The organism is Bacillus sp. JJ1566 (assembly GCF_036962685.1).
Classification (GTDB): domain Bacteria; phylum Bacillota; class Bacilli; order Bacillales; family Bacillaceae_L; genus Ferdinandcohnia.
This window is the reverse complement of sequence record NZ_JBALOP010000025.1, coordinates 115,071-138,976: the sequence shown is the minus strand read 5'-3', so window position 1 is coordinate 138,976 and position 23,906 is coordinate 115,071. Positions and strand designations below refer to the sequence as shown.

The 23,906-nt window shown below is 38.0% G+C and carries 29 protein-coding genes; 6 read left to right on the top strand and 23 right to left on the bottom strand.

What is annotated here, in order from left to right:
• Nucleotides 1-291: 291 nt before the first annotated feature.
• From V7112_RS11325 to V7112_RS11310, 4 genes are all read right to left on the bottom strand, one after another.
• Nucleotides 292-423: a YuzL family protein gene (locus V7112_RS11325; RefSeq protein WP_335419244.1), complete on the bottom strand. Its 132-nt coding sequence runs from the start codon at nt 421-423 to the stop codon at nt 292-294.
• 45 nt (nt 424-468) lie between these two features.
• Nucleotides 469-1,251, bottom strand: coding sequence for a class I SAM-dependent methyltransferase (locus V7112_RS11320; protein ID WP_335419242.1), 783 nt, complete (start codon nt 1,249-1,251; stop codon nt 469-471).
• A gap of 44 nt (nt 1,252-1,295) precedes the next feature.
• Nucleotides 1,296-1,730: a BrxA/BrxB family bacilliredoxin gene (locus V7112_RS11315; protein ID WP_335419239.1), complete on the bottom strand. Its 435-nt coding sequence runs from the start codon at nt 1,728-1,730 to the stop codon at nt 1,296-1,298.
• Between the two features lie 114 nt (nt 1,731-1,844).
• Entirely contained in the window at nt 1,845-2,969 is a 1,125-nt protein-coding gene (locus tag V7112_RS11310) for a conserved virulence factor C family protein (protein ID WP_335419237.1), read from the bottom strand.
• Between the two features lie 425 nt (nt 2,970-3,394).
• On the opposite strand from V7112_RS11310, the gene V7112_RS11305 reads away from it, so the two are divergent.
• Complete coding sequence (locus V7112_RS11305; protein ID WP_335419234.1) at nt 3,395-4,429, top strand: C40 family peptidase; 1,035 nt, start codon at nt 3,395-3,397, stop codon at nt 4,427-4,429.
• 228 nt (nt 4,430-4,657) lie between these two features.
• On the opposite strand, the gene V7112_RS11300 is transcribed toward V7112_RS11305, so the two are convergent.
• Together V7112_RS11300 and V7112_RS11295 are read right to left on the bottom strand one after the other, a co-directional pair.
• On the bottom strand, nt 4,658-6,544 hold the full coding sequence (locus V7112_RS11300; RefSeq protein WP_335419232.1) for an ABC-F family ATP-binding cassette domain-containing protein: 1,887 nt from the start codon (nt 6,542-6,544) through the stop codon (nt 4,658-4,660).
• On the bottom strand, nt 6,541-7,188 hold the full coding sequence (locus V7112_RS11295; protein WP_335419229.1) for an HD domain-containing protein: 648 nt from the start codon (nt 7,186-7,188) through the stop codon (nt 6,541-6,543). Before V7112_RS11295 ends, V7112_RS11300 begins: the two co-directional genes overlap by 4 nt.
• Before the next feature lie 140 nt (nt 7,189-7,328).
• On the opposite strand from V7112_RS11295, the gene V7112_RS11290 reads away from it, so the two are divergent.
• On the top strand, nt 7,329-7,574 hold the full coding sequence (locus V7112_RS11290; RefSeq protein ID WP_335419226.1) for a hypothetical protein: 246 nt from the start codon (nt 7,329-7,331) through the stop codon (nt 7,572-7,574).
• A gap of 1 nt (nt 7,575) precedes the next feature.
• On the opposite strand, the gene V7112_RS11285 is transcribed toward V7112_RS11290, so the two are convergent.
• From V7112_RS11285 to V7112_RS11275, 3 genes are all read right to left on the bottom strand, one after another.
• The gene (locus V7112_RS11285; RefSeq protein WP_335419223.1) at nt 7,576-8,421 is read right to left on the bottom strand and encodes a DegV family protein; all 846 of its coding nucleotides are present in this window, start codon (nt 8,419-8,421) and stop codon (nt 7,576-7,578) included.
• 127 nt (nt 8,422-8,548) lie between these two features.
• Nucleotides 8,549-9,058 carry a hypothetical protein gene (locus tag V7112_RS11280; protein ID WP_335419220.1) on the bottom strand — a complete coding sequence of 170 codons (510 nt, stop codon included), beginning with the start codon at nt 9,056-9,058 and terminating at the stop codon, nt 8,549-8,551.
• Nucleotides 9,059-9,133: 75 nt separating this feature from the next.
• The gene (locus V7112_RS11275) at nt 9,134-10,822 is read right to left on the bottom strand and encodes a formate--tetrahydrofolate ligase (RefSeq protein WP_335419217.1); all 1,689 of its coding nucleotides are present in this window, start codon (nt 10,820-10,822) and stop codon (nt 9,134-9,136) included.
• Nucleotides 10,823-11,143: 321 nt separating this feature from the next.
• Here V7112_RS11275 and metA point away from each other — a divergent pair, with 321 nt between their 5' ends.
• Nucleotides 11,144-12,049 carry a homoserine O-acetyltransferase MetA gene (gene metA, locus V7112_RS11270; RefSeq protein ID WP_335419214.1) on the top strand — a complete coding sequence of 302 codons (906 nt, stop codon included), beginning with the start codon at nt 11,144-11,146 and terminating at the stop codon, nt 12,047-12,049.
• A gap of 40 nt (nt 12,050-12,089) precedes the next feature.
• On the opposite strand, the gene V7112_RS11265 is transcribed toward metA, so the two are convergent.
• From V7112_RS11265 to V7112_RS11235, 7 genes are all read right to left on the bottom strand, one after another.
• Nucleotides 12,090-12,770 (bottom strand): class I SAM-dependent methyltransferase, encoded by a 681-nt coding sequence (locus V7112_RS11265; protein WP_335419212.1) that lies wholly within the window; start codon nt 12,768-12,770, stop codon nt 12,090-12,092.
• A 72-nt stretch (nt 12,771-12,842) separates the two neighbouring features.
• Nucleotides 12,843-13,901: an SDR family oxidoreductase gene (locus V7112_RS11260; protein WP_335419210.1), complete on the bottom strand. Its 1,059-nt coding sequence runs from the start codon at nt 13,899-13,901 to the stop codon at nt 12,843-12,845.
• Between the two features lie 34 nt (nt 13,902-13,935).
• Nucleotides 13,936-14,298, bottom strand: coding sequence for an SCP2 sterol-binding domain-containing protein (locus tag V7112_RS11255; RefSeq protein WP_335419207.1), 363 nt, complete (start codon nt 14,296-14,298; stop codon nt 13,936-13,938).
• An 85-nt stretch (nt 14,299-14,383) separates the two neighbouring features.
• Nucleotides 14,384-14,992: a TetR/AcrR family transcriptional regulator gene (locus V7112_RS11250; RefSeq protein WP_335419204.1), complete on the bottom strand. Its 609-nt coding sequence runs from the start codon at nt 14,990-14,992 to the stop codon at nt 14,384-14,386.
• Nucleotides 14,993-15,130: 138 nt separating this feature from the next.
• Nucleotides 15,131-17,311 (bottom strand): DNA topoisomerase III, encoded by a 2,181-nt coding sequence (locus tag V7112_RS11245; protein ID WP_335419201.1) that lies wholly within the window; start codon nt 17,309-17,311, stop codon nt 15,131-15,133.
• Nucleotides 17,312-17,436: 125 nt separating this feature from the next.
• Nucleotides 17,437-17,718 (bottom strand): hypothetical protein, encoded by a 282-nt coding sequence (locus V7112_RS11240; RefSeq protein ID WP_335419198.1) that lies wholly within the window; start codon nt 17,716-17,718, stop codon nt 17,437-17,439.
• A 21-nt stretch (nt 17,719-17,739) separates the two neighbouring features.
• Nucleotides 17,740-18,693 (bottom strand): HD-GYP domain-containing protein, encoded by a 954-nt coding sequence (locus tag V7112_RS11235; protein WP_335419195.1) that lies wholly within the window; start codon nt 18,691-18,693, stop codon nt 17,740-17,742.
• Nucleotides 18,694-19,011: 318 nt separating this feature from the next.
• Between V7112_RS11235 and cspD the strand changes: the two genes are divergently transcribed.
• Nucleotides 19,012-19,212 carry a cold-shock protein CspD gene (gene cspD / locus V7112_RS11230; protein WP_335419192.1) on the top strand — a complete coding sequence of 67 codons (201 nt, stop codon included), beginning with the start codon at nt 19,012-19,014 and terminating at the stop codon, nt 19,210-19,212.
• Between the two features lie 88 nt (nt 19,213-19,300).
• Here the strand turns inward: cspD and V7112_RS11225 are convergent, their stop codons facing one another.
• Both V7112_RS11225 and V7112_RS11220 read right to left on the bottom strand, forming a co-directional pair.
• On the bottom strand, nt 19,301-19,477 hold the full coding sequence (locus V7112_RS11225; protein ID WP_335419189.1) for a zinc-finger domain-containing protein: 177 nt from the start codon (nt 19,475-19,477) through the stop codon (nt 19,301-19,303).
• Between the two features lie 98 nt (nt 19,478-19,575).
• The gene (locus tag V7112_RS11220; RefSeq protein WP_335419186.1) at nt 19,576-20,235 is read right to left on the bottom strand and encodes a ribonuclease H family protein; all 660 of its coding nucleotides are present in this window, start codon (nt 20,233-20,235) and stop codon (nt 19,576-19,578) included.
• 181 nt (nt 20,236-20,416) lie between these two features.
• On the opposite strand from V7112_RS11220, the gene V7112_RS11215 reads away from it, so the two are divergent.
• Nucleotides 20,417-20,809, top strand: coding sequence for a reverse transcriptase-like protein (locus tag V7112_RS11215; RefSeq protein ID WP_335419183.1), 393 nt, complete (start codon nt 20,417-20,419; stop codon nt 20,807-20,809).
• A 32-nt stretch (nt 20,810-20,841) separates the two neighbouring features.
• Here V7112_RS11215 and V7112_RS11210 read toward each other — a convergent pair whose 3' ends face one another.
• Together V7112_RS11210 and V7112_RS11205 are read right to left on the bottom strand one after the other, a co-directional pair.
• Entirely contained in the window at nt 20,842-21,120 is a 279-nt protein-coding gene (locus V7112_RS11210; RefSeq protein WP_335419180.1) for a DUF6123 family protein, read from the bottom strand.
• Between the two features lie 65 nt (nt 21,121-21,185).
• Entirely contained in the window at nt 21,186-21,647 is a 462-nt protein-coding gene (locus V7112_RS11205) for a divergent PAP2 family protein (protein WP_335419178.1), read from the bottom strand.
• Between the two features lie 99 nt (nt 21,648-21,746).
• On the opposite strand from V7112_RS11205, the gene sspL reads away from it, so the two are divergent.
• Nucleotides 21,747-21,881, top strand: a complete 135-nt coding sequence (sspL, locus tag V7112_RS11200) for a small, acid-soluble spore protein L (RefSeq protein WP_335419176.1) — start codon at nt 21,747-21,749, stop codon at nt 21,879-21,881.
• A 223-nt stretch (nt 21,882-22,104) separates the two neighbouring features.
• Here the strand turns inward: sspL and V7112_RS11195 are convergent, their stop codons facing one another.
• The 3 genes from V7112_RS11195 to V7112_RS11185 form a co-directional block, all read right to left on the bottom strand.
• Complete coding sequence (locus V7112_RS11195) at nt 22,105-22,974, bottom strand: 5'-3' exonuclease (protein ID WP_335419173.1); 870 nt, start codon at nt 22,972-22,974, stop codon at nt 22,105-22,107.
• A gap of 475 nt (nt 22,975-23,449) precedes the next feature.
• The gene (locus V7112_RS11190; RefSeq protein WP_335419170.1) at nt 23,450-23,707 is read right to left on the bottom strand and encodes a DUF2533 family protein; all 258 of its coding nucleotides are present in this window, start codon (nt 23,705-23,707) and stop codon (nt 23,450-23,452) included.
• Entirely contained in the window at nt 23,704-23,901 is a 198-nt protein-coding gene (locus tag V7112_RS11185; RefSeq protein ID WP_438823883.1) for a hypothetical protein, read from the bottom strand. The genes V7112_RS11190 and V7112_RS11185 overlap by 4 nt, the downstream gene beginning before the upstream one ends.
• Nucleotides 23,902-23,906: the final 5 nt, after the last annotated feature.

Here is a 23,906-nt window from a genome sequence, read left to right as displayed (position 1 = left end):
TACGAAAATATAAAAAAATAAGGATAAATGCCTAATTAGGAAAAAAAACGAAATTCTCATTTTCAAGCAGCATCAGGAATTATTTTGAAAAAATAAAGTTCATAAAATCTTCGTTATTTGATACTATAAGGGTAGTATACATATTTGAAAGGTGGATTCATTGTTATGGAGTGGATTTTTGGTATTGCAAGTGTTGTTACATTAGTATATTTTATTTATTGTTCTGTGACTGAATAAAGAAACCCGCTTTTAAAGCGGGCTTTATTTTTGTGGTCATATGTAATTCATTTTCTAATTCTTCTTTTTCTTCTTTCGAGAAGAGTCCATTTCCATTTGTCCTGTTTCGCGATTTGTCGTCCCTTGTCCCTCCACATTTGGAGAGCCTAAACCAATTGTTGTAGGATCTTTTTTACGCTTTGCCATTTCATCACCTCCGTTATTTAAAATAACCAAAGGTGTGGAATTTTATCATGAACCCTCTACATCAATCACCCCGAAATGGAATTTAGCAGTTTTTCGTTTAAACACTGTGAAACCGTATTTCTTAAATTGTTCACTTTTCCAGTGGTCCTTTAGCACCACTTTTTGTTTTGCGACTCGTTTTGCTGCTTTTATCGCTTCTGGACTTAATGTTGAATAAATCGCAAATTGACGAAGTCCCTTAATCCCTTCCGATTCTTCAATGGTTTCTTCAAACATCGGGTCAAAATACACAACATCAAAGCTCTTAGGTGGGCAGCTAGCTAAATAACTCTCATACGTCTCGTGCAGTACTTCAATCCGGCCCATAGCCTTGTTCATCATTGGGTATCCGGTATCCCAGCTTTTCAATCCGCCTTTTAAAAGATAAAACAAATATTTGTTTCCTTCTAGAGACACAACCTTTCCTGTCTCACCAACGACAAAGCTTGCGACAATACTGTCAGATCCTAAGCCTAAGGTACAATCTAGGATAGAGTTCCCTTCCGTCAAACCTGAAGCCTGGATAAATGGGTCGTAATCGCCTTTCATTATTCGCTTCATTCGAAACATAGCGGAATTTGGGTGAAAGAAAAGTGGTTCGTCTCCATATCTAGGATGAATTTCAATTCGATTTTTTCCAACAACAAGGATATCTTCTTCGGTTAATTCTTGAAGATTGGCAATGGAACGCTTATTCCTCTGGATATAAGATGCATCAAGTTTAGCAGCAACTATTTTAGCCAATTTCATCATTTCATCATTTGTTCGTCCCGCAGTAGTTACAATCATACTATCACCTATTTTGTACAAAAAAAGATGTCATAATGACATCTTTAGCAATGTTTATTTAATGCAGAAGTTACATTTTCCATGATTGCTTCCATTGAATTTGATTCAATTTCGTGTCGTGGAATGAAATGTACAACTTCCTTGCCTTTTAATAAAGCCATTGATGGAGATGATGGCTCATAGCCTTCGAAGTACTCTCTCATCTTTGCAGTTGCTTCTTTATCTTGACCAGCAAATACTGTTACAAGATGGTCTGGCTTTTTCTCGTTATTTAGAACAGCTTGTGTTACAGCAGGTCTTGCCAGTCCTGCAGCACATCCGCACACAGAGTTCACAACAACGAGTGTTGTACCTTCCGCTTGCTCCATGAAGTTTTCAACTTCTTCATCTGTTTGAAGCTCGTCAAAGCCAGCGACTACAAGCTCTTGGCGCATCGGCTTTACGATTTGCTTCATATATTCATCATATGCCATTGACATATAAATCCCTCCCTATTATTTCAATAAAATAAGCATACTATTTTGAGCACACTAAATCAATTTTGAAACAAAATCAAATACCATTTACCTATTTTAAGTGAATAAATTCACCTTTTAGCTCTTCCTGCTTTCCGTCATTTGCTTCCAAACTGAACCCTTTGCTTCCTCGCCACCCTCGATGCGTTCGATGGCTAGTTTGATTTGCATTTTCACTTCAAATTCTGAATCGTTTTCTGCCGCTTTAAGGTCATCAAGTGCTGTTTCATCGCCAACCTCAAATAAAAACATAGCAGCCCTCCACCTTACTAGCTTACTTGAATCCTGAAGTGCTTCACACATTGCACCAATAGCAGCTGGGTCACCAATATCTGACAAACAATCACCAGCCGTTCTTCTAACTGTAACTGACTTATCCTTTAATGCTTCGTACAGATATGGCAATACAGAAGGCTTTTCAATCATTCCTAAATAAACAGTTGCTAACCGACGGATTGACGGCTTTTCATCTTTCAAGGCTTTCGCAAGTACTGGTATATCATCTTCTTCTGGATCCATTTGCTCTAAGCATGCATAACGTTTGGTCCAATCAGGATCATCCAGCATCTCCAATATAACCTTATAGGATTGCCGTTTTTGTATAGTTGGAGCTGAAGATTGCTCCGAAATTTGCTTTACAATTCGGTCGAGTCTTTCTTTCGGATAGGCTGCAGCAAGCTCATCGACAACTTCTTTTCCGATTTCATCATGGTTGCCATAACGGACGCCTTGTTCCTTCCATTCCCGTTCTAGTACAACATTTCCTGAAACCTCTTGAGCCCCTAGTAATGCATCTCTGAACACCCCAGGTAATCCAAAACGGAACTCTTGTTCACCGTCGTGAAGCTTAACCTGCATTGGAAGCCCTTTATACATTTGCACAAAAACCTTTACTTCTCCAAAATGTTCGTCGAGCTTCGACCCTTCATTTTCCCCTTCAGTCACATCTTCCCCAAAGACTCTACGTACATTGGGTAATAGTTCCTGCCAATCATACCTTGCATTTCTTTCAACTGCTAAGAAATCGGCGACATGATAAACACCTTTAATGCCTTCGATAGCCATAATTTCTTTAATAAGTGGTGGTGCTTGATCTATGTTTTCGATTTTATAATTATTGCTTTTTCCTTTTGGTAGTTCCTCGTCTAATATAATCTTCATTGTATTCGGACTAGGTGTTGGTTCAATTGATTTAATTTTCATATCTACCGCTCCTTCTCCTACGAAATCAACTACCGTAATTGTAGCACACGCAATAACCAATTATCCATTACGAGCGCTTGTGCTAACCTCAATCCAATATCTATTTTTATATGTATTTACATTTTTTCTATAATAGCATACAACACCTTGAAACTTCTATGTTTTAGCTAAACATTAAACTTGTCTAATATTAGCACTTATGTACTAAAATTCAACATTATTGTCATAATAGCTTATTTACCTAAATATCATAAATGTGTATTCAATTAAAGAGTTGTTTTCGCTTTTGTTGTGATAAGAATTAAAATTGTAATACGCCTTTTCTCTAGTTAAAGTACTATATCTCTTCCATAGCTTTTTTATCCAACAAACCTTTCGAAAACTAGACTATTTTTGCTTTTTGCAAACATCAAGGAGGAACCTCAATGAAAAAACGCTATGGAACCCGCGAGGCTATTGTCGTGACGTCACTTGCGGCCGGATTTTTCTTTGGCGCCCCACTTGCAGCAGATGCATCAGAAAAGCAATACTTAGATCCATTACTAGACAAAAACTATCAATTTGATACAAAACAGGAATTGCGCTACGGCCATACTGGTTATCAGGTTCGCTTTCTTCAATTTGAGCTACATAAATTAAATTTTTATTATGAAACAATTGATGGTCACTATGGGGCATCAACCCAGGAAGCCGTTAAGAGATTCCAAGAATTATTTGAATTAAAAATTGATGGAATCGCCGGAGAAACAACTCTAGAAAAATTAAATGAAGTCATTCTACAGCCCAAGCCCGCTTTCTACTCAGTTGGTGACGAAGGTCCTGCGGTAAAGCAGCTTCAATCCAAATTACAAAGACTAAGATTTTACAGTGGATTGATAGATGGAAAATTTGAAACAGTCACGGAAGCAAGTGTAAAGGCATACCAAAAGAAGTTTAATTTAGAAGCAAATGGGCTAGCAACTGAAGAAACGATCGACCACATTATGAAAAACAAAAATGTAAGAGGACTTACCATCAAAAAAGCAACGGTTGTCACGGCTCAATCAATAACAAATTCAAATCCCGAAACGAATGAGGCAACACCCGTAACAATTGAAGCTCCACCTGTGGATGCTAGTGTGGTCTCAATTGCGATGAATTATATTGGAGTTCCCTATGTCTGGGGTGGAACTACTCCAATTGGATTTGATTGCAGTGGCTTTTTACAATTTGTTTTTGCTCAAAAAGGGGCTAATATCTCTCGTACGGTTCCAGGTATTTGGAGCCAAGGGGCAAGCGTGTCTGCACCGAGTGTGGGCGATATTGTCTTTTTTCAAACGTATAAGCCTGGCCCTTCGCATGCAGGAATTTACCTTGGTAACAATAAATTCATCCACGCAGATTCGACGGATGGTGTAAGTATTGATGATATGACGATTAACTATTGGCAAACACGATACTTAGGAGCTAAGCGATTATAACTTTATTCAGTCGGGGGATTAAACCCCAACTGAATAATGTTATAGCCTCGGGCGGATGCCACGATTTTTCAAGGGAAAGTTTTCGAGCACAGGATCAAAGACTAAAAACGCCACGTCCTGATGTCTTCGTTTTTGTGACCCACCTCGTGTGGGCCTAAAAAAATCGGGCATCAAATACGCGAAGGCGTATTTGATTAAGAAGGCCCGGTTCTATGCCGGGCCACCCTTTTATTCACTTACAAGTTCTGATAGCTCTGCCCATCGTTCAAGTAATTGGTCAAGAACCTCGGATTCCTTGGTATGATCATCCATTGCTTGCTGTGCCTTCTGATAGTCACTTCCAGCTGCTTCAATTTCTTTTACAAGTGTAGCAACCTTCTCCTCTTGGGCTTCGATTTTCCCTTCAATTTCATCCCATTCTAGCTGTTCTTTGTAGGATAGCTTCTTTTTCTTTGGCTTTGGTGTTTCAGCTAAGGATGCCTTTTCGATTTTTACTTTTTGGACAGCTTGTGCAGCTTCAATTGAATTTTTCTCAAGGTAATCTGAGTATTCTCCAAAATATGTTGAAATCTTATGTCCTTCTTCAAAAATCAAGAGCTGGTCAGTTACCTTATCCAGGAAATAGCGATCATGGGAAACCGTAATGACAACACCTGGGAAGTCCTCTAAATAATCCTCTAAGACAGTCAATGTATGAGTGTCCAAATCATTTGTCGGTTCATCCAATAATAAAACATTTGGCTCACCCATGATTATTTTCAATAAGTACAACCGTCTTCGTTCTCCACCGGAAAGCTTTCGAATTGGCGTGCCATGTGTATGCATTGGGAATAAAAAACGCTCAAGCATTTGGGCTGCTGAAATCATTTTTCCATCAAGAGTTTGAATCATTTCGGCCGTTTCCTTAATATATTCAATCATGCGTTTATTCAGGTCCAAATCCATGCTTTCCTGGGTATAGTAAGCAAGCTTTACTGTTTGCCCAATCTCAATTTCACCCGTATCCACTGGAATCTGACCTGCAATGATATTTAATAATGTGGATTTTCCACTTCCATTTCGACCCACAATTCCAATTCGGTCACCTGGTTTAACGAGCAAATTCACATCCTTCAAAATTTTTGTTCCACTAAAGCTCTTTGAAACATTTTTTAATTCAATAACCTTTTTACCGAGCCTACTGCCACCAACTGAAATATCAACCGTTTCGGAGTTCACGGTTTTTTTGGCATTCTCGATATCTTCAAAACGTTGAATCCGTGCCTTTTGCTTTGTTGTTCTTGCTTTGGCACCACGTCGAATCCAAGCAAGCTCACGTCTATATAAATTTTGACGTTTTAATTCTGATGCCATCTCCTGTTCAAGTCGAAGCGCTTTTGCCTCTAAAAAACTACTATAGTTACCGGTATAGGTATAGAGATTACCCTCATCAAGCTCGATAATTCGATTTGTCACACGGTCTAAAAAATAACGATCATGGGTGACAACTAGTAAAGCCCCATTGTATTTAGCAAGATAATCCTCAAGCCATTTAATGGTGTCGTAATCTAAATGGTTTGTAGGTTCATCCAGAATCAATAAGTCTGGAACCTCAATTAAACTCTGAGCAAGTGCTACACGCTTCTTTTGTCCACCCGACAGTTCCATTACATCTTGAGAAAAATCCGTTATCCCTAGCTTTGATAATACTGCCTTTGCGCTTGAATTTGATTCCCATGCATTGGCAGCATCCATTTTTTGCTGTAGGTCATATAACCTTTCCTGATTTGTAGTGTTCATCGGATCCTTTTCGATTCGAATCATCGCTTCCTCGTATTCTTTTAATAAACGAAGGAGTGGCGTATTTCCCTGGAAGACCTGATCAAGAACGGTATTTCCCTTTGAAAATTCAGGCTGCTGGGGTAAATAGCTGATCGTGTAACCTTTTGAATGCATGATTTCCCCATGGTCCGCCTCTTCCACTCCAGCAATGATTTTTAAAAGTGTTGATTTACCGGTTCCGTTGACACCGATGATACCAATCCGTTCATTATCCGTAATGCTAAAGGAGATTTCCTCAAACAATGTTTTTTCGGCGTAGCTTTTTGATAGATTTTCAACTGTTAAAAGCCTCATAACTGTCCATTCCATTCTTTATAAAATTGATCAAGAAACGCTAACATAAAATCATGTCGTTCCTGGGCTGCTTCTTTTGCTGCGTTCGTATTAAGGGTATCAATTAATTTTAATAATTTTTCATAAAAATGATTAACTGCTGTGGATTTTCCGTTTCGATATTCTTCCTTTGTCATGTTTTCGCGAAACGGTAAATTTGGGTCATACATTAAATCACCATGAGCGCCCGCGTAGGCAAAGGTTCTTGCAATGCCAATTGCACCGATCGCATCCAAGCGGTCAGCATCCTGTACTACCTGTCCTTCAATTGTTTTCATTAGAGGTCTGTTCCCACCCTTAAAGGACATTGTTGAGATGATTTCGAGAATCTCTTCTTGTTCAGAATCAGGTATATGTAAGGAAGTCAGCCAATCACGAACTTTCCGAAGGCCTTCTTCTTCCGAGTTATTTAATTTTTCGTCTGCCACATCATGTAATAATGCCGCCATTTCAATGATAAATAAATTGGCTTTTTCTTTTTCACCTAGTTGTATGGCAGCCTTTCTAACGCGTTCAATATGCCACCAGTCATGGCCACTGCTATCAGACTGTAAAATATTTTTTACAAAAGTTATTGTCGCTTCAATTATTTGTTGTTGCTCCATTTTTTCCTCCACTGACTTCAATATCGTAACCATTGTATCATATAACAGCTGCAACTAAACTGTCGCGCACATCTTGATCTGTGCATAAAATAAAAAAGCTAGAGGAACTCCAGCTTAAGGTGAAAGGTGGTAAAAGATATATGTATTATCCGAATGATATAAATCGGGAAATTGGAACAGCATGGTTTGGACGTCATGTCGTAATAATCACTTGTAATCCCGTTACGAATCAATTTCTACAGCTTCATAAGAGCCTTCATGCTCCGACCGAGCCGCCAAACCCGAACTGTGCAGAAGCAATCTCCCAATTCTTAAGCATTGGATATAAAATTGCGGCCATTGCTCCCCTTTCTCATAACGAAGTGCAATACGTACTAGTAAAATAGATTATTTATTCATCCAGCTGATTCCGATTGTATTTTCACCGGCATGGACGCCAATCGCTACCCCAAGCGGGCACGCCTTAATTGAAATAGAGTCTGGTGCAAATTCTCTAATTTTCTGCTCCCATTCCTTTGTTTTAGAATCGTCTAAGCCATATAAAATATAAACCTCTTCAAGCTGATTTTTCGCGATTGCATCCTTTAGATAGCCTAGTATTTTACTTGTTGCTTTATTTTCAGAACGCACCTTTTCTTTAACTGACAACGCGCCATCAACTATCTGTATGACCGGCTTTATTTGCAGCATGCTACCTAGGAAATATTGGGCTGTGTTCATTCTGCCACTTCGGTGAAGTTGTTCTAAGCTGCCGATGATCACATATGTTTCTAATTTCTCTGCTAACTCACCAATATGCTTTTCTACGTCAGATGAACTCCCACCCTGCTCGATGAGCCTTATCCCTTCCTTCATCAATTTTGTCATTGGATAGGTTAGTATTTTTGAATCAATGACAGTTACAGGGATATTAACCAATTCTGCTGCTTGTCTCGCAGACGAAACGGTCCCGCTTAATTTTTCAGAGATATGAACAGAGATGATCTCATCGTAATTATCTTTAAGACTATTGTATAATTCCACAAAGCTTCCAATGGAAGGCTGAGATGTCTTTGGATTGGTTTTAGCCGTTTTTAATCGTTCAAAAAACTGGGCCGGTGAAATCGTTACCCCATCTAGGTATTCTTCTTCATCAAAAAAAACTGTCATCGGTATGACGTATATATCCTCATGATTGGAAAGCTCTTCATCTAAAAATCCTGTACTATCTGTAACCCATGCGATTTTTCCCATAAAATCCCCTCCTTATAAATGTACTATAACTATTTTACTATATACTAGATAATAATATTATAGAAAGCACTAAAAACTATCTGAAAATTTAATTTTTTAGGTGTAGAAAAAGAGGCATGAATGCCCCTTAGTATATCTCATTATGTAATTGATGGATTGAATCAATGATATAGTCAATCATATCGAGAAGGTCATCGATATTATCTTCATGTATTAAACGGTGAAAAATAATTTTACTATTGTTTGTATATTGTTTTTTCGAACCGAATTGATACTTGATTTCCTGTTCAATTTCTCTTGCTTCCCCCCAGATGGTGGTCAGTACTTTTTCGATCATAGAACAAGCATCCAATGAATTCAATTTAAAAGTAAAACCAAGTTCAAGGAAACAGCCCGGCTTTCCGTCCGTATTTCTAAGTTCTGTGACTAGATTATCGAGGTCAATTTTTAAGTCTATATAGGCATGAATTGTGTCAATTGTTCTGTCTTTGAAGGTAATTTGGTAATGCCTGCCCATTTTTGCCATATCGACCTGATCCTGACGATCTATAATCAAGATTTTACCTTCTAAATCTAAATCATAAAGGGCACCTTCAATAACAACCTTCAAATTTTCGAATACAGTTGGATCAAACATGTTCATACCATCCTTTTTTGAAAAAAGGGGGATTCCCCCCTTACAGGCGATTTACGATTAACTCCACGTATTAAATTAAAATAACCCGACTGCTTTTCCTTCTACTGTTACATCCATGTTAAGTGCTGCTGGTTTTTTCGGAAGTCCTGGCATGGTCATCACTTCACCTGTTAAAGCAACGATAAATCCGGCACCAATAGATGGTCTGAATTCACGAATTGTAATTGTAAAATCAGTTGGTCGTCCTAGTAAAGTTGGGTCGTCTGAAAGTGAATATTGTGTTTTCGCCATACAGATTGGCAGATTACTCCAGCCGAATTTCTCGAAATCGCGTATTTGCTTTTTCGCCTTTGAAGAAAACTCAACGTCCTTCGCACCGTAAACGGTCCTAGCAATCATTTTTACTTTTTCTTCAATGGAAGCGGATAATTCGTAAAGAGGTGCAAAATGGTTTTCTCCAGTTTCGATGACTTCGAGCAATTTCTCGGCAAGCTCAACTCCACCTTCGCCACCCTTTTCCCAAACTTCTGTGAGGGCTACTGGATAAGAATGTTCCGCACACCATGTTTCAATTTTCTCTACTTCTTTTTCTGTATCTGTAACAAATCGATTGATTGCTACGACAAACGGCAGGCCAAAAGCTTGAACTGTTTCAATATGCTTTTGCAAGTTCTCTAAACCTTTTGCTAAAGCCTCGACATTCTCTTCCTTGAGATTTTCCTTCGCCACGCCACCGTGCATTTTTAATGCACGATTTGTTGCGACAATGACAACCGCCTCTGGTTTAATTTCGGCATATCTTGCTTTAATGTCAAGAAATTTCTCAGCACCAAGGTCGGCACCAAATCCACCCTCTGTTAACACATAATCGGCTAATTTTGACGCCATTTTTGTCGCAATGACAGAATTACAGCCATGGGCGATATTGGCAAATGGTCCACCATGAATCAATGCAGGAGTATGTTCAAGTGTTTGAACTAAATTGGGTTTAAGCGCATCCTTTAATAAAAGCGTTAGCGCACCCTCTGCACCAATGTCACTTGCTGTTACCGGTTGTTTATGTATATCATAGCCTACGACAATTTTAGCTAATCTTTTCTTCAAATCCTGCAAATCCGTCGCAAGACAGAAAATCGCCATAATCTCAGATGCTACGGTAATATCAAAGCCATCCTCACGTGGCACACCTTGAATCGGACCTCCAAGTCCAACAATCACGTTTCGTAGAGCGCGGTCATTTAAATCCACAACCCGTTTCCAAGTAACACGTCTCACATCAATTTGAAGCTCATTTCCTTGATGGATATGGTTATCAATCAAGGCAGATAATGTGTTATTCGCCGTGGTAATTGCGTGGAAATCACCAGTAAAATGCAAATTGATTTCTTCCATTGGAATAACCTGGGAATAACCACCGCCTGTTGCCCCGCCTTTAATTCCCATTGTTGGCCCAAGAGATGGTTCTCTCATCGCGATCATCGCATTTTTCCCAAGCTTTGCAAGTCCTTGTCCAAGCCCCACCGTAACTGTCGACTTTCCTTCACCAGCTGGTGTTGGATTAATGGAAGTTACAAGAATGACTTTGCCATCCTTTTTCTTTTCAAGGCGCTTCATTACATCCAAGGAAATTTTTGCTTTGTAATGACCATAGGGTTCGACTTCTTCATCTAGTAAATCAAGCTGCTGCACAATCTCCTTGATTGGCTTTAATTCAGCCTCTTGAGCAATTTCAATATCAGACTTATATTTCGTTGATAATTCCATGCACAATTCCCCCAAGAATCTTTTAGTATAATCATTCCTTACCACCTATATCTTACCCTATCCGATACACCGGTTAAAAGTAAAACCATTATTTTTTTGTCATTTCCTTTATCACTTAAAAAGAGTAAAGATTTTTTAATTGATATTCATATGTGAATTGTTGTAAAATTTCAATTATAATAGAAAAGCGCAAGCGACTTGGTCGATTAACATCGACTAACTACTACCATGTCCTGTGGCAAACGTCGATGTTTGGCTTATGACCTCGAGGGACTAGTCGCTAGAGCTAGACATTATACAAGAATTAGGGGGATGATAGGATTGCCAATTAATATACCTCATGACCTACCAGCGAAAGAAGTGTTAGAATCAGAGAATATATTTGTGATGGATGAGGATCGTGCATATAGCCAGGACATTCGTCCACTTAATATAATAATCTTAAACATTATGCCTGAAAAAGAACGAACAGAAACTCAGCTCCTTAGACTTCTTGGAAATTCCCCATTGCAGCTGAATATTACGCTTTTATTCCCGGAAACCCATGTAGCAAAAAACACAGGAAAGAATCATCTTAATAAATTTTACACTTCATTTTCTGACATTAAGAACAGAAAATTTGATGGAATGATTATTACAGGTGCACCCATTGAGCACCTCTCGTTTGAAGATGTAAATTATTGGGAAGAGCTCAAAGAAATCATGGAGTGGACAAAAACAAACGTGACCTCGACCTTACATATATGCTGGGGCGCACAAGCAGGACTCTTCTATCATTATGGAGTCAAGAAATATCCTCTACCTGGAAAATGTACCGGTGTGTTTCACCACCGTGTAGTAAATAAGGATGTTAAGCTTGTTCGCGGTTTTGATGATTTTTATTTTGTTCCACATTCCCGATTTACAGAGGTAACACTTGAGGAAATTGAAAATGTTGAAGGGTTAACGTTGCTGTCCGTTTCTGAAGATGCTGGTGTGTGTTTAGTTGCCTCAAATGATGGAAAACATATTTTTTTAACAGGACACCCTGAATATGACGTCAATACGTTGAAAGAGGAATATGAACGCGACCTTGCAAAAGGAAAAAAGATTATACCTGTTAATTATTTTCCGAATAATGACCCAGCCAATCCACCAGTACACAGCTGGAGATCGCATTCCTACCTCCTGTTCGCGAATTGGCTAAATTATTATGTATATCAAGAAACACCGTATGACTGGGAATAACGTAAAGGTATCTCTCGACCGAGATACCCTTTTTTTATTGTTATTCCTTCTTTAAAATAAACACCCACATAAATGATAGTGCCTGTTTTAGTTCTCTTGGTAGCCCCTTTGTCATCTCTTTATTTACAGCATCCTTGTATACCGGTTGACCATCGACAACCGTCCAGCCACTTTCTGAAACCAATTGCTCAAATTCCCATGGCATCATCGTGTTTTGAATGACTTTTTTACCGTATAAGCGTGGATACGAATTTTGCCGAGGCCCGGCTGTAGGTCCCAATAATCCTGCACAGAAAATACCACCTGGTTTTGTCACTCTCTTAATTTCATTAATTGCCTTCAAGGGCACCTCTGTCCACTCAATCGAGTTGATTGCCATGATGCCTGAAAAAGATGCATCCTCAAAGGGAAGAGCAGTTAAATCAGCTTGTGTGAATGTTAAGTTTTCAGATTTACTCTGTTTATTTGCCTTTTGAATCATTTCAGCCGAAATATCAGCACCCACTACCCGATAGCCACGCTCTGCAAGTAAAAATGATCCATAGCCGTCACCACAGCCTGCATCTAAAATAATAGCGTCTTCTTTTAGAAACTTAGAAAAAAATGGAATAATTGTGGAGCGACTCCCTGAATTCCACATCGCTTGGCTTTGTTTGCTCCAAAAGTCCGCCCGACCATCCCATTGTTTTTCCGCTTCTTCATGCCACTTGAAATCAGCCATCCCTTTCACCCTCTCCAATATCTACCAAAGATTATAGCAAAGGTAAACAATGAGACACCAGCCTCATTGTGATTACGTAATATGTATTTTTTTATCTGAATCATGACGATGTTGTTTGTAGTACGAAACAATATTACCTACATAGTCCTTAAAATCTGGGCAAGCAACCCCACCCTCTTCCAGCACTCTTCTCGCAGCACTTGCATCATATTGGGCTGGCAATCTAAAATATTCAACAGCTTCTTTCTCTACCCCAAAGAATTTCCTCACAAAAGAAAGAGACAGCCCAAGCTCAACCAATCTAGGAGAAATCGTCCAAGTTGGCTTTTTGCCAAGTAATTCCTCACAAATCATACGATATAAATCCCGTGCTTGATGCGGGTTTGGATCAGTTAGATGAAAGGTTTTTCTCTTCGCTGCTTCAGCCCCCGATAAATAAACAGTAGCTTGAATCAAATAATCGTACGGGACAACATTAAATAAAACGTTACCCTTTCCTAAGTAAGGAATTGGCATAAACCGTATCCGGTCTAAAATCCTCATGATAAAATATGGCCCATCAAATTTTGACGTCTCACCAGATTCAGAGTTTCCAACGGTAATGCCCGGTCGGATAATGGTGTACGGAACATCTAGCTCCTGAACAAGTAATTCTGCCTTATATTTTGTTTCTTCATAATGATTTTTAAATTGCTGACCCATCTGGAGCTCTGATTCCTTAATCACACCTGTACGATTTCCAGATACATACGCCGTACTGAAATACACATACCTTTCCAAATGCTGAAGCGTTTGAACAAACAGATTAATATTTCTCGTACCCTCGACATTGACTTTTTCAGCAATCGATTGTGGTACAGCCAAATCATATATAGCGGCTAGATGAAAGACATGGGTTAATTTTTCCCGAAGCAATTCTCTATCATTCTTTGAAAAACCTAGCGATTCATCTGTGATATCCCCTATTTTCAATTCAACATTGACTAAACCTTCGATTCTGTCATTTGCTAATTCAACTTGACTTGGATGAACCAATAATACAAATTGAGCATCTTCGTATTTTTGTATCAATGAATGTAATAATCTGGTGGCTAAAAAACCTGGAAAACCAGTCATTAAAAAATGCTTCATCCTTTCACTCCTTTCAAAAATAAAAATTAGATTGTTATAAATACTCTTTTAGACTATATTCGCGTAAAAGTCCCTCAAGTTTTATTGCTTTGCCAATATCACCTTTTATTTTTAATTTTCCTGTCATGAATGCTTGAGTTCCATTCAGCTTTCCTAGTAAAAATTTTCTAAAGTTTTCTAGCGATAAAACCAATTCACAATTGGCACCTTCCTTGTTATTGCAAACTTTCGCTTTACCTTCTGCTAATTGAAGCTGAAATGCGCCTTCATCATCCCCCGTAATATTGAATTGATAAATGACATTCAACCCTTCGATCGGTCCGGGGTTTTGATTAATAATTTCTTCAATTTTTTGCATCATTTCTTCCAAGGTATAATTTTCTATTCCATTAGTCATGTCACTACCTCCTCTATAAAAATATAATATTAGTTAAATATTTGATGATAACCGAGTACGGACTCGTATCCACTATGCAAAAAACTTATTCCTGCACCCCAAGGTTTACGAATGCAGAAATCACAATGCGATTAAGTAAACGAGAAATTTCTTCAAAATGGAGATTCTTTTCCTTCGAATCAAAAAAGAACTGCATGATGACTTCATTGATTGCACCGACCATCGCCTGAGCTACAATTTTCATCTCTTTTTGTGTAACAGTGATTGGAAGCTCTGTTTCAACAGTTTGCAGGATGATGTTTGCGAATACCTGGTGTGATCGTTTCCTCACTAATTCAACATTACGAGACACCCCAACTGATTCGACTAATAAAATTTGGGCAACATGTTTATTTTCAAAGCAGACTTGAATATAACGATTAATCCCTGCAAATGCCTTGTATGACATTCTTTCTTCCTGTATAATCGCGTGTCTTACCTCCTCGGCCATTTCATCGCCTAGTTGTTCAAACAAGGCTACCATCAGTTCCTCTTTACTGTTAAAATGCTGATAATAGGTTGTTTTTGAAACCCTTGCCATTTCCACAATTTCAAGCACAGATGTCTTTTGGTATCCCGCTTCAGTAAAAAGCCTTAGCCCCGCATATAATAGTTTTTCCCTTGCCTCAATTGGCATTTCTGTAATAAATAGCACTATGAATCCACCCAATCTTGTACGCGTACGTATCAGTATTTATTTTTCATTATATAGCGTAGGAACATTGGATTCAATGCATTATTTCGAAAATTTAAAAAAGGGAAGAAAAGAATGCGTATCTTTTCTTCCTTACAGTTAGTTCCCGCTTGGTACCTTTGCTTGAAACTCAAATTCTATTTTCTCCGTTTGATCATTCCATTTCAGGTAAGCATCAAAGGTTTTACTGTCCTTCTTAAAGCCTTTAATGAGGTTTGTCTTATTTCCTGAGAGCAGTTTCTGAGCATTTGTTTTTGAAATGGTTTTTCCTAAAATCCTACCTGAAATCGTGAACTTACAGCCGTTTGACTTATAGTTCGAACAGCCATAAAACGTACCTTTATTGATCACGTTGCCTCCACATTTCTTACAAATTCCCACCACTGTACCGATTTCTTTTTTATTGTATTTGCTTTTTTGAGAGCTCACATTCTCTACATTCACGTTTGAGAGATCCCAGGTTACACTTTGCTCTTTTGCATCATCGATGATTTTTTGGGAAAGCTTTTTTGTCTGCATCATAAAGGATGCTGGTGAAGCTTGACCTTGTCCAATTTCATGCAAACGCTGTTCCCATTTCGCCGTCATTTCGGGAGACGCAAGGATTTTATCACCAATTACATCAATTAAAAGAGTTCCTTTTTCCGTTGCAAAAACTTGGTTTTTCTCAACCTTAATATAGTTCCGGTCCTTTAGCATTGTGATGATGCCTGCACGTGTTGCTTCCGTACCAAGTCCTTCCGTTTTAGCTAGAATCTTCTCTAGTTCATCGTTCTCAATATGCTTACCAGCCGTTTTCATTAACGTAATGAGCTGCCCTTCCGTATAACGCTTTGGTGGCTGCGTTTTCCCTTCCTTTACGTAGCTTTTTTCAACAATACCAGATTCACCTTTTTCAAGCGGAGGTAGGATGACATCATTGTCCTTTGAATCTTCTTGAAAGAGAACCTTTCTCCATCCTTCTTGGAGCATGACCTTCCCTTTCGTGATAAATTCAGCACGCTTGTCGACCAAAGTTTTAACAGTTGTATAGTTAAAAATTGCGGGCTTATAATGTGCTGCAATTAATCGTTTTACAATCAAGTCATAGATTTTCTTTTCATCCCCCGATAGCTTTGCGGGATTGGGGACCTGCTCGGTTGGAATGATGGCATAGTGGTCGGTTACCTTTTTTTCATTCACATAACGAGAATTATTATAAATGGTAGTTATTGGAGTCGGAAAATAAGTTTGATAGTCTTCCAGTTTTTGAAGCTTTGAAAAAATATCAGGGATAGTCCCGGCCTCTTCTTTTGTGATATAGCTCGAATCAGAACGTGGATAAGAAATAATACCTTTTGTATAAAGGCTCTGTGCAACATCCAATGTCTTTTTTGGCGAAAATTTAAAGGCCTTGTTTGCCGTTGCCTGAAGACTTGACAAATTAAATAATAAAGGTGGTTGATATTCTTTCTTTTCGGTCTCCACTTCAGCAATATCAGCAGGCTTTTCTTGACAAAATGCCGCGATTTTTTCCGCCATTTCCTTTGATGAAACTCGTGACTCGTTATCCTTCATCCATTTTCCTTCATAATTTTTACCGTTAATTTGAAAGTTAGCAAAAACCTCCCAAAACGGTTCTGATTTAAAATTCGCAATTTCTTTTTCACGTTTTACAATCAGCGCCAAAGTCGGAGTTTGCACTCTTCCTGCAGAAAACACGTCGGAAATTCCTTTTTGCTTTAACAATAAAGTGTATACTCTAGAGGCGTTCATTCCAACAACCCAATCGGCACATGCACGTGCTTTCGCTTCGTAATAGAGATTTCTCGTATCTTGCTCTAATAAAAGATTCTGAAAACCTTCAGTTACCGCCTTTTCCGTTAAAGAAGAAATCCATAATCGTTTTAAAGACTTTGATACCTTTGCCATCTTGATAATGTTTCGAATAATCAATTCCCCTTCACGCCCCGCATCACCCGCATGAATGATTTCGGTTACTTCTGGTTTTCTAAGGAGATTCTTTATGATCGTAAACTGCTTTGATTTCGATTTCATGACCCGATATAGGAATTGTTCCGGAATGATAGGAAGGGTTTCAATTTTCCATTTTTTCCAAGATGGATTGTATTCTTCTGGGGGTAATAACTCACAAATATGGCCAACTGCCCATGTAAAATAGGCGCCATTCGGAAATAATGGATTTGGCGCAACCTCAATAAACCCTTGAGATTTCTTACTCCTAAAAGGAGCTGCAAGCTTCATCGCTTGGTCTGGTTTTTCCGCGATTATCACTTTCATATTAATCCTCTTTTCAATATCACTAATTCATTTATTGTATCAAAATTTACTCGTTTAATGGAATAGAGATTTTTGTGGGTGAATTTGGAGATAGGATGAAGTTTGTAGAGTGGCCAAAAAACCATTTAGGATGGTCTTTTAGCTTCTCTTATATTTAGATACATTTGCTTTTGTTCGACAATATGATGGATGGATATGACCGTTAAATCCCCGTGCTGTACAGTTCCTACTGCAAAGCGACCTTCATCATCCTCCACAATAAACGAGGTACCATGATCAGCATCCATGATTTTGTCACAAATGGAAATGATTTTATTATACAAGTAATCCTTACTGACATTCAAATTTTGGGGATGTGAGATAAATCGGATAATGATTTCTTTTCCATGATAATTATATCTGAACATTTTATAAGCCTCCATCAAATTTTAATCGGATAAAACGCGTTCGATTTGAATTGATTTTTGAACAGATAAATCGATAATCGTATTCGATACCTCAACTAATGGATTTAATAAATCAAATGGATTGATATACTTAATTCTTCCTATTTGACCATCTGTTAGCAATACAGGATGACCAATTAACGCATTCATAATTTGCTGTAAAAAGGGTACTAAAATGGTTGGATCCAGTTTTCCAAACATATCATCATTCATTTGTTTAATAACCTGATAGAAAGGTGTTGCATCATGATAGACTCGATTTGATGACATGGCATGAAAAACATCTGCCACAGCTACAATTTTAGAAAAATAACTGATTCTTGATCCCTTTAAACCAAAGGGATATCCTTTCCCATCCTCCCTTTCATGGTGCTGGAGGGCTACAAGACTTATTTCATGACTAATTCCTTCCGTGTTTTTTAAAATTTCATAGCCATAAATCGTATGCTTTTTTACAACTTCATATTCAGCTTTTGTTAACTTACCTGGTTTATTTAGGATTTCAGTAGGGATTTTTGTTTTACCAATGTCATGCAAGGTCGCTGCAATCGTGAGTGCAGTTAAATCCTTATCAGACAGGGTTAGCCATTTGCCAATTAACGTCGCAATTACGCCAACCCCGATATTATGTCGGTATGTATAATCATCAGCGGATTGAAGCTGATAAAACAAATGGAAAAATTGCGGGATTTCAGATGCAGTTTGAATAATTGGGATTACCGTTTGCTTAATCTCGGCAAGCGGTAGCTTCGTATGTCGTTTAACAAAATAAAAAATATCCTGAACCTGGTCAATCGCTTCCTCAAGTTTACCTGTAATGATTGTTACGGGTAGTTTACTTGATGCGCTCACCTCGTAAGTGCTGTCAAAATCATCAATAATTCTGTCAAGTTCATCCGGCTGAATAACAGTGATTTTTGTTTGATCGTTTTTCATTTTGTACGACTCCCCACCAAAGCCTTGTTTCTTTTTCTATAATTATATCAAAAAATGGAATTATCACAATAATTATTTGAATATACGAAAATATTGTGCAATTATTTAATCCTCAGTCTTAATTGCAACAATTTTTTTCCAATAATACGTAAAAAACCCTCTATTCCCTTGACTTTACACGATTTAGGTTGTATATTATAGTCATCATTTAGCTAGAAGTTTAGTATTTTTTTATTCGTAAGATACATAGATGAATAGCTTTTTGATAAAAATTTTTACGTTGCACAGTTGTGCCGAAGGTTTAGGAGGAAAAGCATAATGCAAAACGGTAAAGTGAAATGGTTTAACAACGAAAAAGGTTTTGGATTCATCGAAGTTGAAGGTGGAGACGATGTATTCGTACACTTCACAGCTATCACTGGTGAAGGCTACAAATCTTTAGAAGAAGGTCAAGAAGTTTCTTTCGAAGTAGTAGAAGGAAATCGCGGACCTCAAGCTGCTAACGTTGTAAAGCTATAATTCTTACATTTTAATTTAAAAATGTGAAACCAAGGCTGATTTTTATCAGCCTTTTTTGGGGCCCTTTATCTGGAAGAGCCCTTCTTTATTATGATAATTTCTCCCCATATTCCTTTAGCTTTTGACCGACTGTACAATTTTTAATACAAAAGTTTTGGGCATAACGCTTTCCATTTTCCTTTCGAAAATGTTCTTTTACGAAACAATCTTGGCAATAAGTGTCAAGCATTTCACCAACTTCCAAAATAAGTTCCTTACGCTTCATAAAAAAATCAACTCCTATATAAATCGGTTTTACTACTCTCTATTCAAACACGCTTCCATCTCACCTATTTAATGAGTATGACAGATAGGCTTAATTACTTAACCTTTTATTTCAAATTTACTCGAAACAAGCGTCCCTTCCAACGCTTGTGTAGCTAGACGATCTGCTTCCGCATTTTGCTTACGTCCAATTGGATCGTAAATGGGATGAATCCCTAGTTTTTGAATTTTCTCCTCGATTCGATCCAACCATCTATTAAGGTTTTCCTCAAAACATGGCCATTCTCCAGATAGTTGTTTTAACACAACATGGGAATCCCCTTTAAAAGTCACGGTTGAATGGTGTACACCTAATTCTTCCAATGTATTTAGCATCAACCAAAATGCAGCATACTCTGCTTCATTATTTGATTCCATTTCTTCAAAGACTTCATTCACTCTGACCCGATACATTTTTTTATTTTGTGTATAATAAATAGCTGCGCCTAAACCAGCCTTACTTGTTTGTATATCATACCCTCCATCAAAATACGCGATAATATCCTGAGGTTCTGTTTCAATTTCTTTAACTAGCTTGATGATTTCTTTTTTCGTCCATTTAGTTTGCCGTTCATCATAAAAAACAAGTTCCTTCGTACGTCCTGTTCGCTCAAAGTCATCCGCTAATCGTAAGGCTTCTTCAGCAGAAACTTCATCAGACATCAGGGTGATAACTTGATTTTTTGGCGTTTTATAAGTCCATTCTAGCTTAAGTTTCATCACGCTCATCCTCTCTAATGGAACGTATCTTCATTTTTCCTATTTTTTTACTCATTATACACTTTTTCCTTTGGATAAGTACTTTCACTTTTACTAGAAGAAACATCTTTTTTAGACAGTCTTCACTTTTAGCCTATTTTAGTGATAAAATGCAGTATATTCATTATCTTGGGGGAATTTGATGATTGAAGTGTATGTAGATGGTGCAAGTGCTGGAGATCCTGGTCCTTCTGGTGCTGGCATTTTTATTAAAGGAAATGGGATTGTCGAAAAACATTCGATTCCACTAGGAATCATGACGAACCATGAAGCTGAATATCACGCTCTACTTAAAGGGCTAGAAATTTGTATTAAAAATGACTACAAAGTCGTATCATTTCGAACAGATTCACAGCTTGTTGACCGGGCTATTGAGAAGGAATTTGTTAAAAATAAAAAATTCGTACCCTTGCTTGAAAAAGCCTTGCTGTTGTCAAAAGAATTAGATCTCTTTTTTCTAAAATGGATCCCAAGCGCTCAAAATAAAGTTGCGGATGAATTAGCAAGACATGGCATTCGAAAAAACAAAATGTGAAGGAAACCCTTGAACTAATAGGTCCAAGGGTTTTACGACATGATATTTCGTTCTTCCACAAATTGATATGCTTGTTTACGATTTTTAATTTGATTTTCCTTAAGCATCTCCAATAAAGAGATGAAAAAGCTGCCGTCAAATTCTTTCTGTGCTTTTAATGTAATTTCAATCGCGACATTGACAATTTCGTCCGTTGCTCCCGTATAATGCTGCCCAAATGTAATGAAGCCAATTGCATCTTCTCCAAGATTAAAGCCTTTTTGGGCTAAAAACTGCAGATACTCCTCTACCTGAACTTCTAATTTAAACAATAGTCCTCATCCTCAACAAAAAATACAGAATCTATTCTAATAGTACCGTATTTTTTGTCGAAATTCTATGACTTTTTCGTTAGAAAATGGGCTAATGTTCCTGTTATCATTCCAAATAGAGCACCACCAAGTACTTCTTCTGGCTGATGACCAAGTCTTTCTTTTAGCTTTTCTTCTTTATTATCATGGTAATGATGGTCCTTTTGTCCTGCTAGTCGTTCCAATTCTTCATCGAGTTCGTTTACTTTTATTGTTAGTTCACCGGATTGGCGGCGGATTCCTTGTGCATCATACATCACGATTAAACCAAAGATAGTGGATAGTGCAAAATCAATGGTTGGAACCCCTCTTTTTAACGCAATAAAAGTAGCTAATGAAGATACGCCTGCGGAGTGAGAGCTTGGCATTCCACCTGTTTCAAAAAAGGTGCCCCAATCCCACCTACCCGTTTTCACTTTCTTAATTGGAATTTTTAAAAATTGTGCAAGTCCAATTGTAAGTAAAGCGGTATAGATTCCTTTGTTCACGATTCTCACCTCATGGATAGTTTCCTAGTTCCCCTCCTTTTCTATTCAAGACATAATCCCAAATAGGTTGGAAATAATATGGAATGGAGGTGACATGGCATGGCGAATAAAGCAAACAACCGCGGGAAAGCTCCAAAAGGTGTGAATCCACAAGGTTATAATGAAGATACAGAATTCTCGATGGAACCAAAAAGCGAGCTTGAGAATAGAGCAAAGAAGAAGAATACGAAGTAAGGATTTGGTGGGATGCCCACAGGCTGTGGGCATCCTTATATGTCTGAGTTTACATCATAATATCGCTAACGGCCATTGGACTGCTGCTAACGACCATAGAAATGAAATAACGGCCATAGGACTGTTGCTAATGACCATAGAAATGAAATAATGACCATAGGTCAAATTAAAACCCATCCACTTTGTCCAATCCTACAAAAAAAGCACTCCTAAGAGTACTCAGTTAACCAATAAATTGATCTAATCCCTTAAATTCAAGCTCCGTAAACTTTTCTTGTACTTTTTCTCGATTAATTTGGATTAATGCATCCTCAAGTGAACAGCTAATTGGTACCTCACAATGAATTCTCGCCAATTTTCGGGATAAATGCAGCATATCCAAATCTTCTTTGATTTTTGTCTTTTGACCTTTTGTTAAATTCTCTACATTTTCAAGAATACCTTCGATTGACTCAAACTGCTGAAGTAATTTTAGAGCAGTTTTCTCACCAATACCTCGAACACCAGGATAATTATCACTTGAATCACCCATTAATGCTTTAAGGTCGACCATTTGCTGTGGGCTAATCCCTTTTTCCTTCAAAAAGCTTGCACTCGTGTACTCCGCGTAATTTCCGATTCCTTTTTTCATAATTAAAACCGTTATATTATCATCTAATAATTGTAAAATATCTTGGTCACCAGTTAAAATTAACACTTCTGCATCTTGGCTATATTGTGTAGCAAGCGTACCGATACAATCATCTGCCTCATAACCAGATAATCCAACATTCGGGATATCAAACGATTCGACTACATCCTTAACTAGATCAAATTGTGGAATCAACTCTTCTGGCGGTGCACCACGATTACCTTTATACTCACTGTACATTTCTGTACGGAATGTGGAACTTCCCATATCCCAGCAGCAAATCACATGTGAAGGCTTGTACTTATTGACCGCAGTCATCATATGCTTTACGAAGCCGTGAATCCCATTTGTTGGAATCCCTTTACTATTTACCATAAAATAACCACTCATTGCCGTTGCATAAAAAGAGCGAAACAATAATGCCATACCATCTATTAACATAACTTGATTTTTCACCAGCATATCCTCCCCTAACACAAATTCCTCAATCAAATGCGCCTTGGCGTATTTGCGCCCGATTTTTTTAGACCCACACGAGATGGGTCACAAAGACGAAGACATCAGGACGTGGCGTTTTTAGTCTTGATCCTATGCTCGAAAAGTTTCCATTGAAAAATCGTGGCATCCGCCGGAGGCTTTATCTTTGTTCGGCAGAACTTCTGCCGAATAAAGATAAATGCATTATACCATATATTCACCATGCTTTTGTTTGTATCTTCCTTCCAAGCAAAGAAAAGAGCCCTCTATATAAGAGGACCCCATTTAATTGCTCTTCATTTTTTCTGCTTCGACTTCAGCATAGGAAGGAAATTTACGTGGTGTCGTTACATGTCCTTCTTTCGCCTTTTTCTTCGATGTTTGTGATTGATCCTTTTTCAACATGCATGTCTCCTTTATAAGAGATTGCACTTAGTATATCCAATCGTATAAGTTAAAATTATTTACGCAATGCGTATTCCTTCACCATATCAACTGTTACTAACTTACGTAAAGGGACGATTCCTTTTTGGGCAAGCTTATTCATTTCGATTGTTACTTTATTGATATTATCAACAGTGAATTCCTTCTTTTGTTTCGCTAAAGCAACAGCCTCGGCAATTAACTGTTCTCTTTTTTGTTCAAGTCCTACGAAAGTTTTTACGACCTCGTGCTGTGCATTTGAATGTTTGGTGATAGCTTCATGGACGTTTGTCATTGTTTCTCCTCCGATGTTTCCTTTTTCATTAGCTTTATAATATGGGGTTTTGGTTCCCAGCAATTAAATTGATACTCAGGCTTTGTATCATAGCCCAAGCGTACACATCTGTATGTCATTATATCATTTTTTCGTTCAGCAACGAAGTTCACACAGGTTGCACATGCATGGTACTTTGACTTTATTTCGGTCAAAAATC

Coding starts and splice junctions, on each gene's coding strand:
- V7112_RS11320 (WP_335419242.1), bottom strand. CDS start 1,251: ATGATTGTAACTACTGCGGGACGAACAAATGATGAAATGATGAAATTG.
- V7112_RS11285 (WP_335419223.1), bottom strand. CDS start 8,421: ATGGGAAAAATCGCATGGGTTACAGATAGTACAGGATTTTTAGATGAA.
- sspL (WP_335419176.1), top strand. CDS start 21,747: ATGGCGAATAAAGCAAACAACCGCGGGAAAGCTCCAAAAGGTGTGAAT.
- V7112_RS11305 (WP_335419234.1), top strand. CDS start 3,395: ATGAAAAAACGCTATGGAACCCGCGAGGCTATTGTCGTGACGTCACTT.
- V7112_RS11290 (WP_335419226.1), top strand. CDS start 7,329: ATGTATTATCCGAATGATATAAATCGGGAAATTGGAACAGCATGGTTT.
- V7112_RS11300 (WP_335419232.1), bottom strand. CDS start 6,544: ATGAGGCTTTTAACAGTTGAAAATCTATCAAAAAGCTACGCCGAAAAA.
- V7112_RS11235 (WP_335419195.1), bottom strand. CDS start 18,693: ATGAAAAACGATCAAACAAAAATCACTGTTATTCAGCCGGATGAACTT.
- V7112_RS11225 (WP_335419189.1), bottom strand. CDS start 19,477: ATGAAGCGTAAGGAACTTATTTTGGAAGTTGGTGAAATGCTTGACACT.
- V7112_RS11255 (WP_335419207.1), bottom strand. CDS start 14,298: ATGACTAATGGAATAGAAAATTATACCTTGGAAGAAATGATGCAAAAA.
- V7112_RS11240 (WP_335419198.1), bottom strand. CDS start 17,718: ATGTTCAGATATAATTATCATGGAAAAGAAATCATTATCCGATTTATC.
- V7112_RS11295 (WP_335419229.1), bottom strand. CDS start 7,188: ATGGAGCAACAACAAATAATTGAAGCGACAATAACTTTTGTAAAAAAT.
- V7112_RS11315 (WP_335419239.1), bottom strand. CDS start 1,730: ATGTCAATGGCATATGATGAATATATGAAGCAAATCGTAAAGCCGATG.
- cspD (WP_335419192.1), top strand. CDS start 19,012: ATGCAAAACGGTAAAGTGAAATGGTTTAACAACGAAAAAGGTTTTGGA.
- V7112_RS11265 (WP_335419212.1), bottom strand. CDS start 12,770: ATGGCTGATTTCAAGTGGCATGAAGAAGCGGAAAAACAATGGGATGGT.
- V7112_RS11310 (WP_335419237.1), bottom strand. CDS start 2,969: ATGAAAATTAAATCAATTGAACCAACACCTAGTCCGAATACAATGAAG.
- V7112_RS11195 (WP_335419173.1), bottom strand. CDS start 22,974: ATGCTGGTGAAAAATCAAGTTATGTTAATAGATGGTATGGCATTATTG.
- V7112_RS11220 (WP_335419186.1), bottom strand. CDS start 20,235: ATGAAACTTAAGCTAGAATGGACTTATAAAACGCCAAAAAATCAAGTT.
- V7112_RS11190 (WP_335419170.1), bottom strand. CDS start 23,707: ATGACAAACGTCCATGAAGCTATCACCAAACATTCAAATGCACAGCAC.
- V7112_RS11245 (WP_335419201.1), bottom strand. CDS start 17,311: ATGAAAGTGATAATCGCGGAAAAACCAGACCAAGCGATGAAGCTTGCA.
- V7112_RS11325 (WP_335419244.1), bottom strand. CDS start 423: ATGGCAAAGCGTAAAAAAGATCCTACAACAATTGGTTTAGGCTCTCCA.
- V7112_RS11260 (WP_335419210.1), bottom strand. CDS start 13,901: ATGAAGCATTTTTTAATGACTGGTTTTCCAGGTTTTTTAGCCACCAGA.
- V7112_RS11275 (WP_335419217.1), bottom strand. CDS start 10,822: ATGGAATTATCAACGAAATATAAGTCTGATATTGAAATTGCTCAAGAG.
- V7112_RS11215 (WP_335419183.1), top strand. CDS start 20,417: ATGATTGAAGTGTATGTAGATGGTGCAAGTGCTGGAGATCCTGGTCCT.
- V7112_RS11280 (WP_335419220.1), bottom strand. CDS start 9,058: ATGTTTGATCCAACTGTATTCGAAAATTTGAAGGTTGTTATTGAAGGT.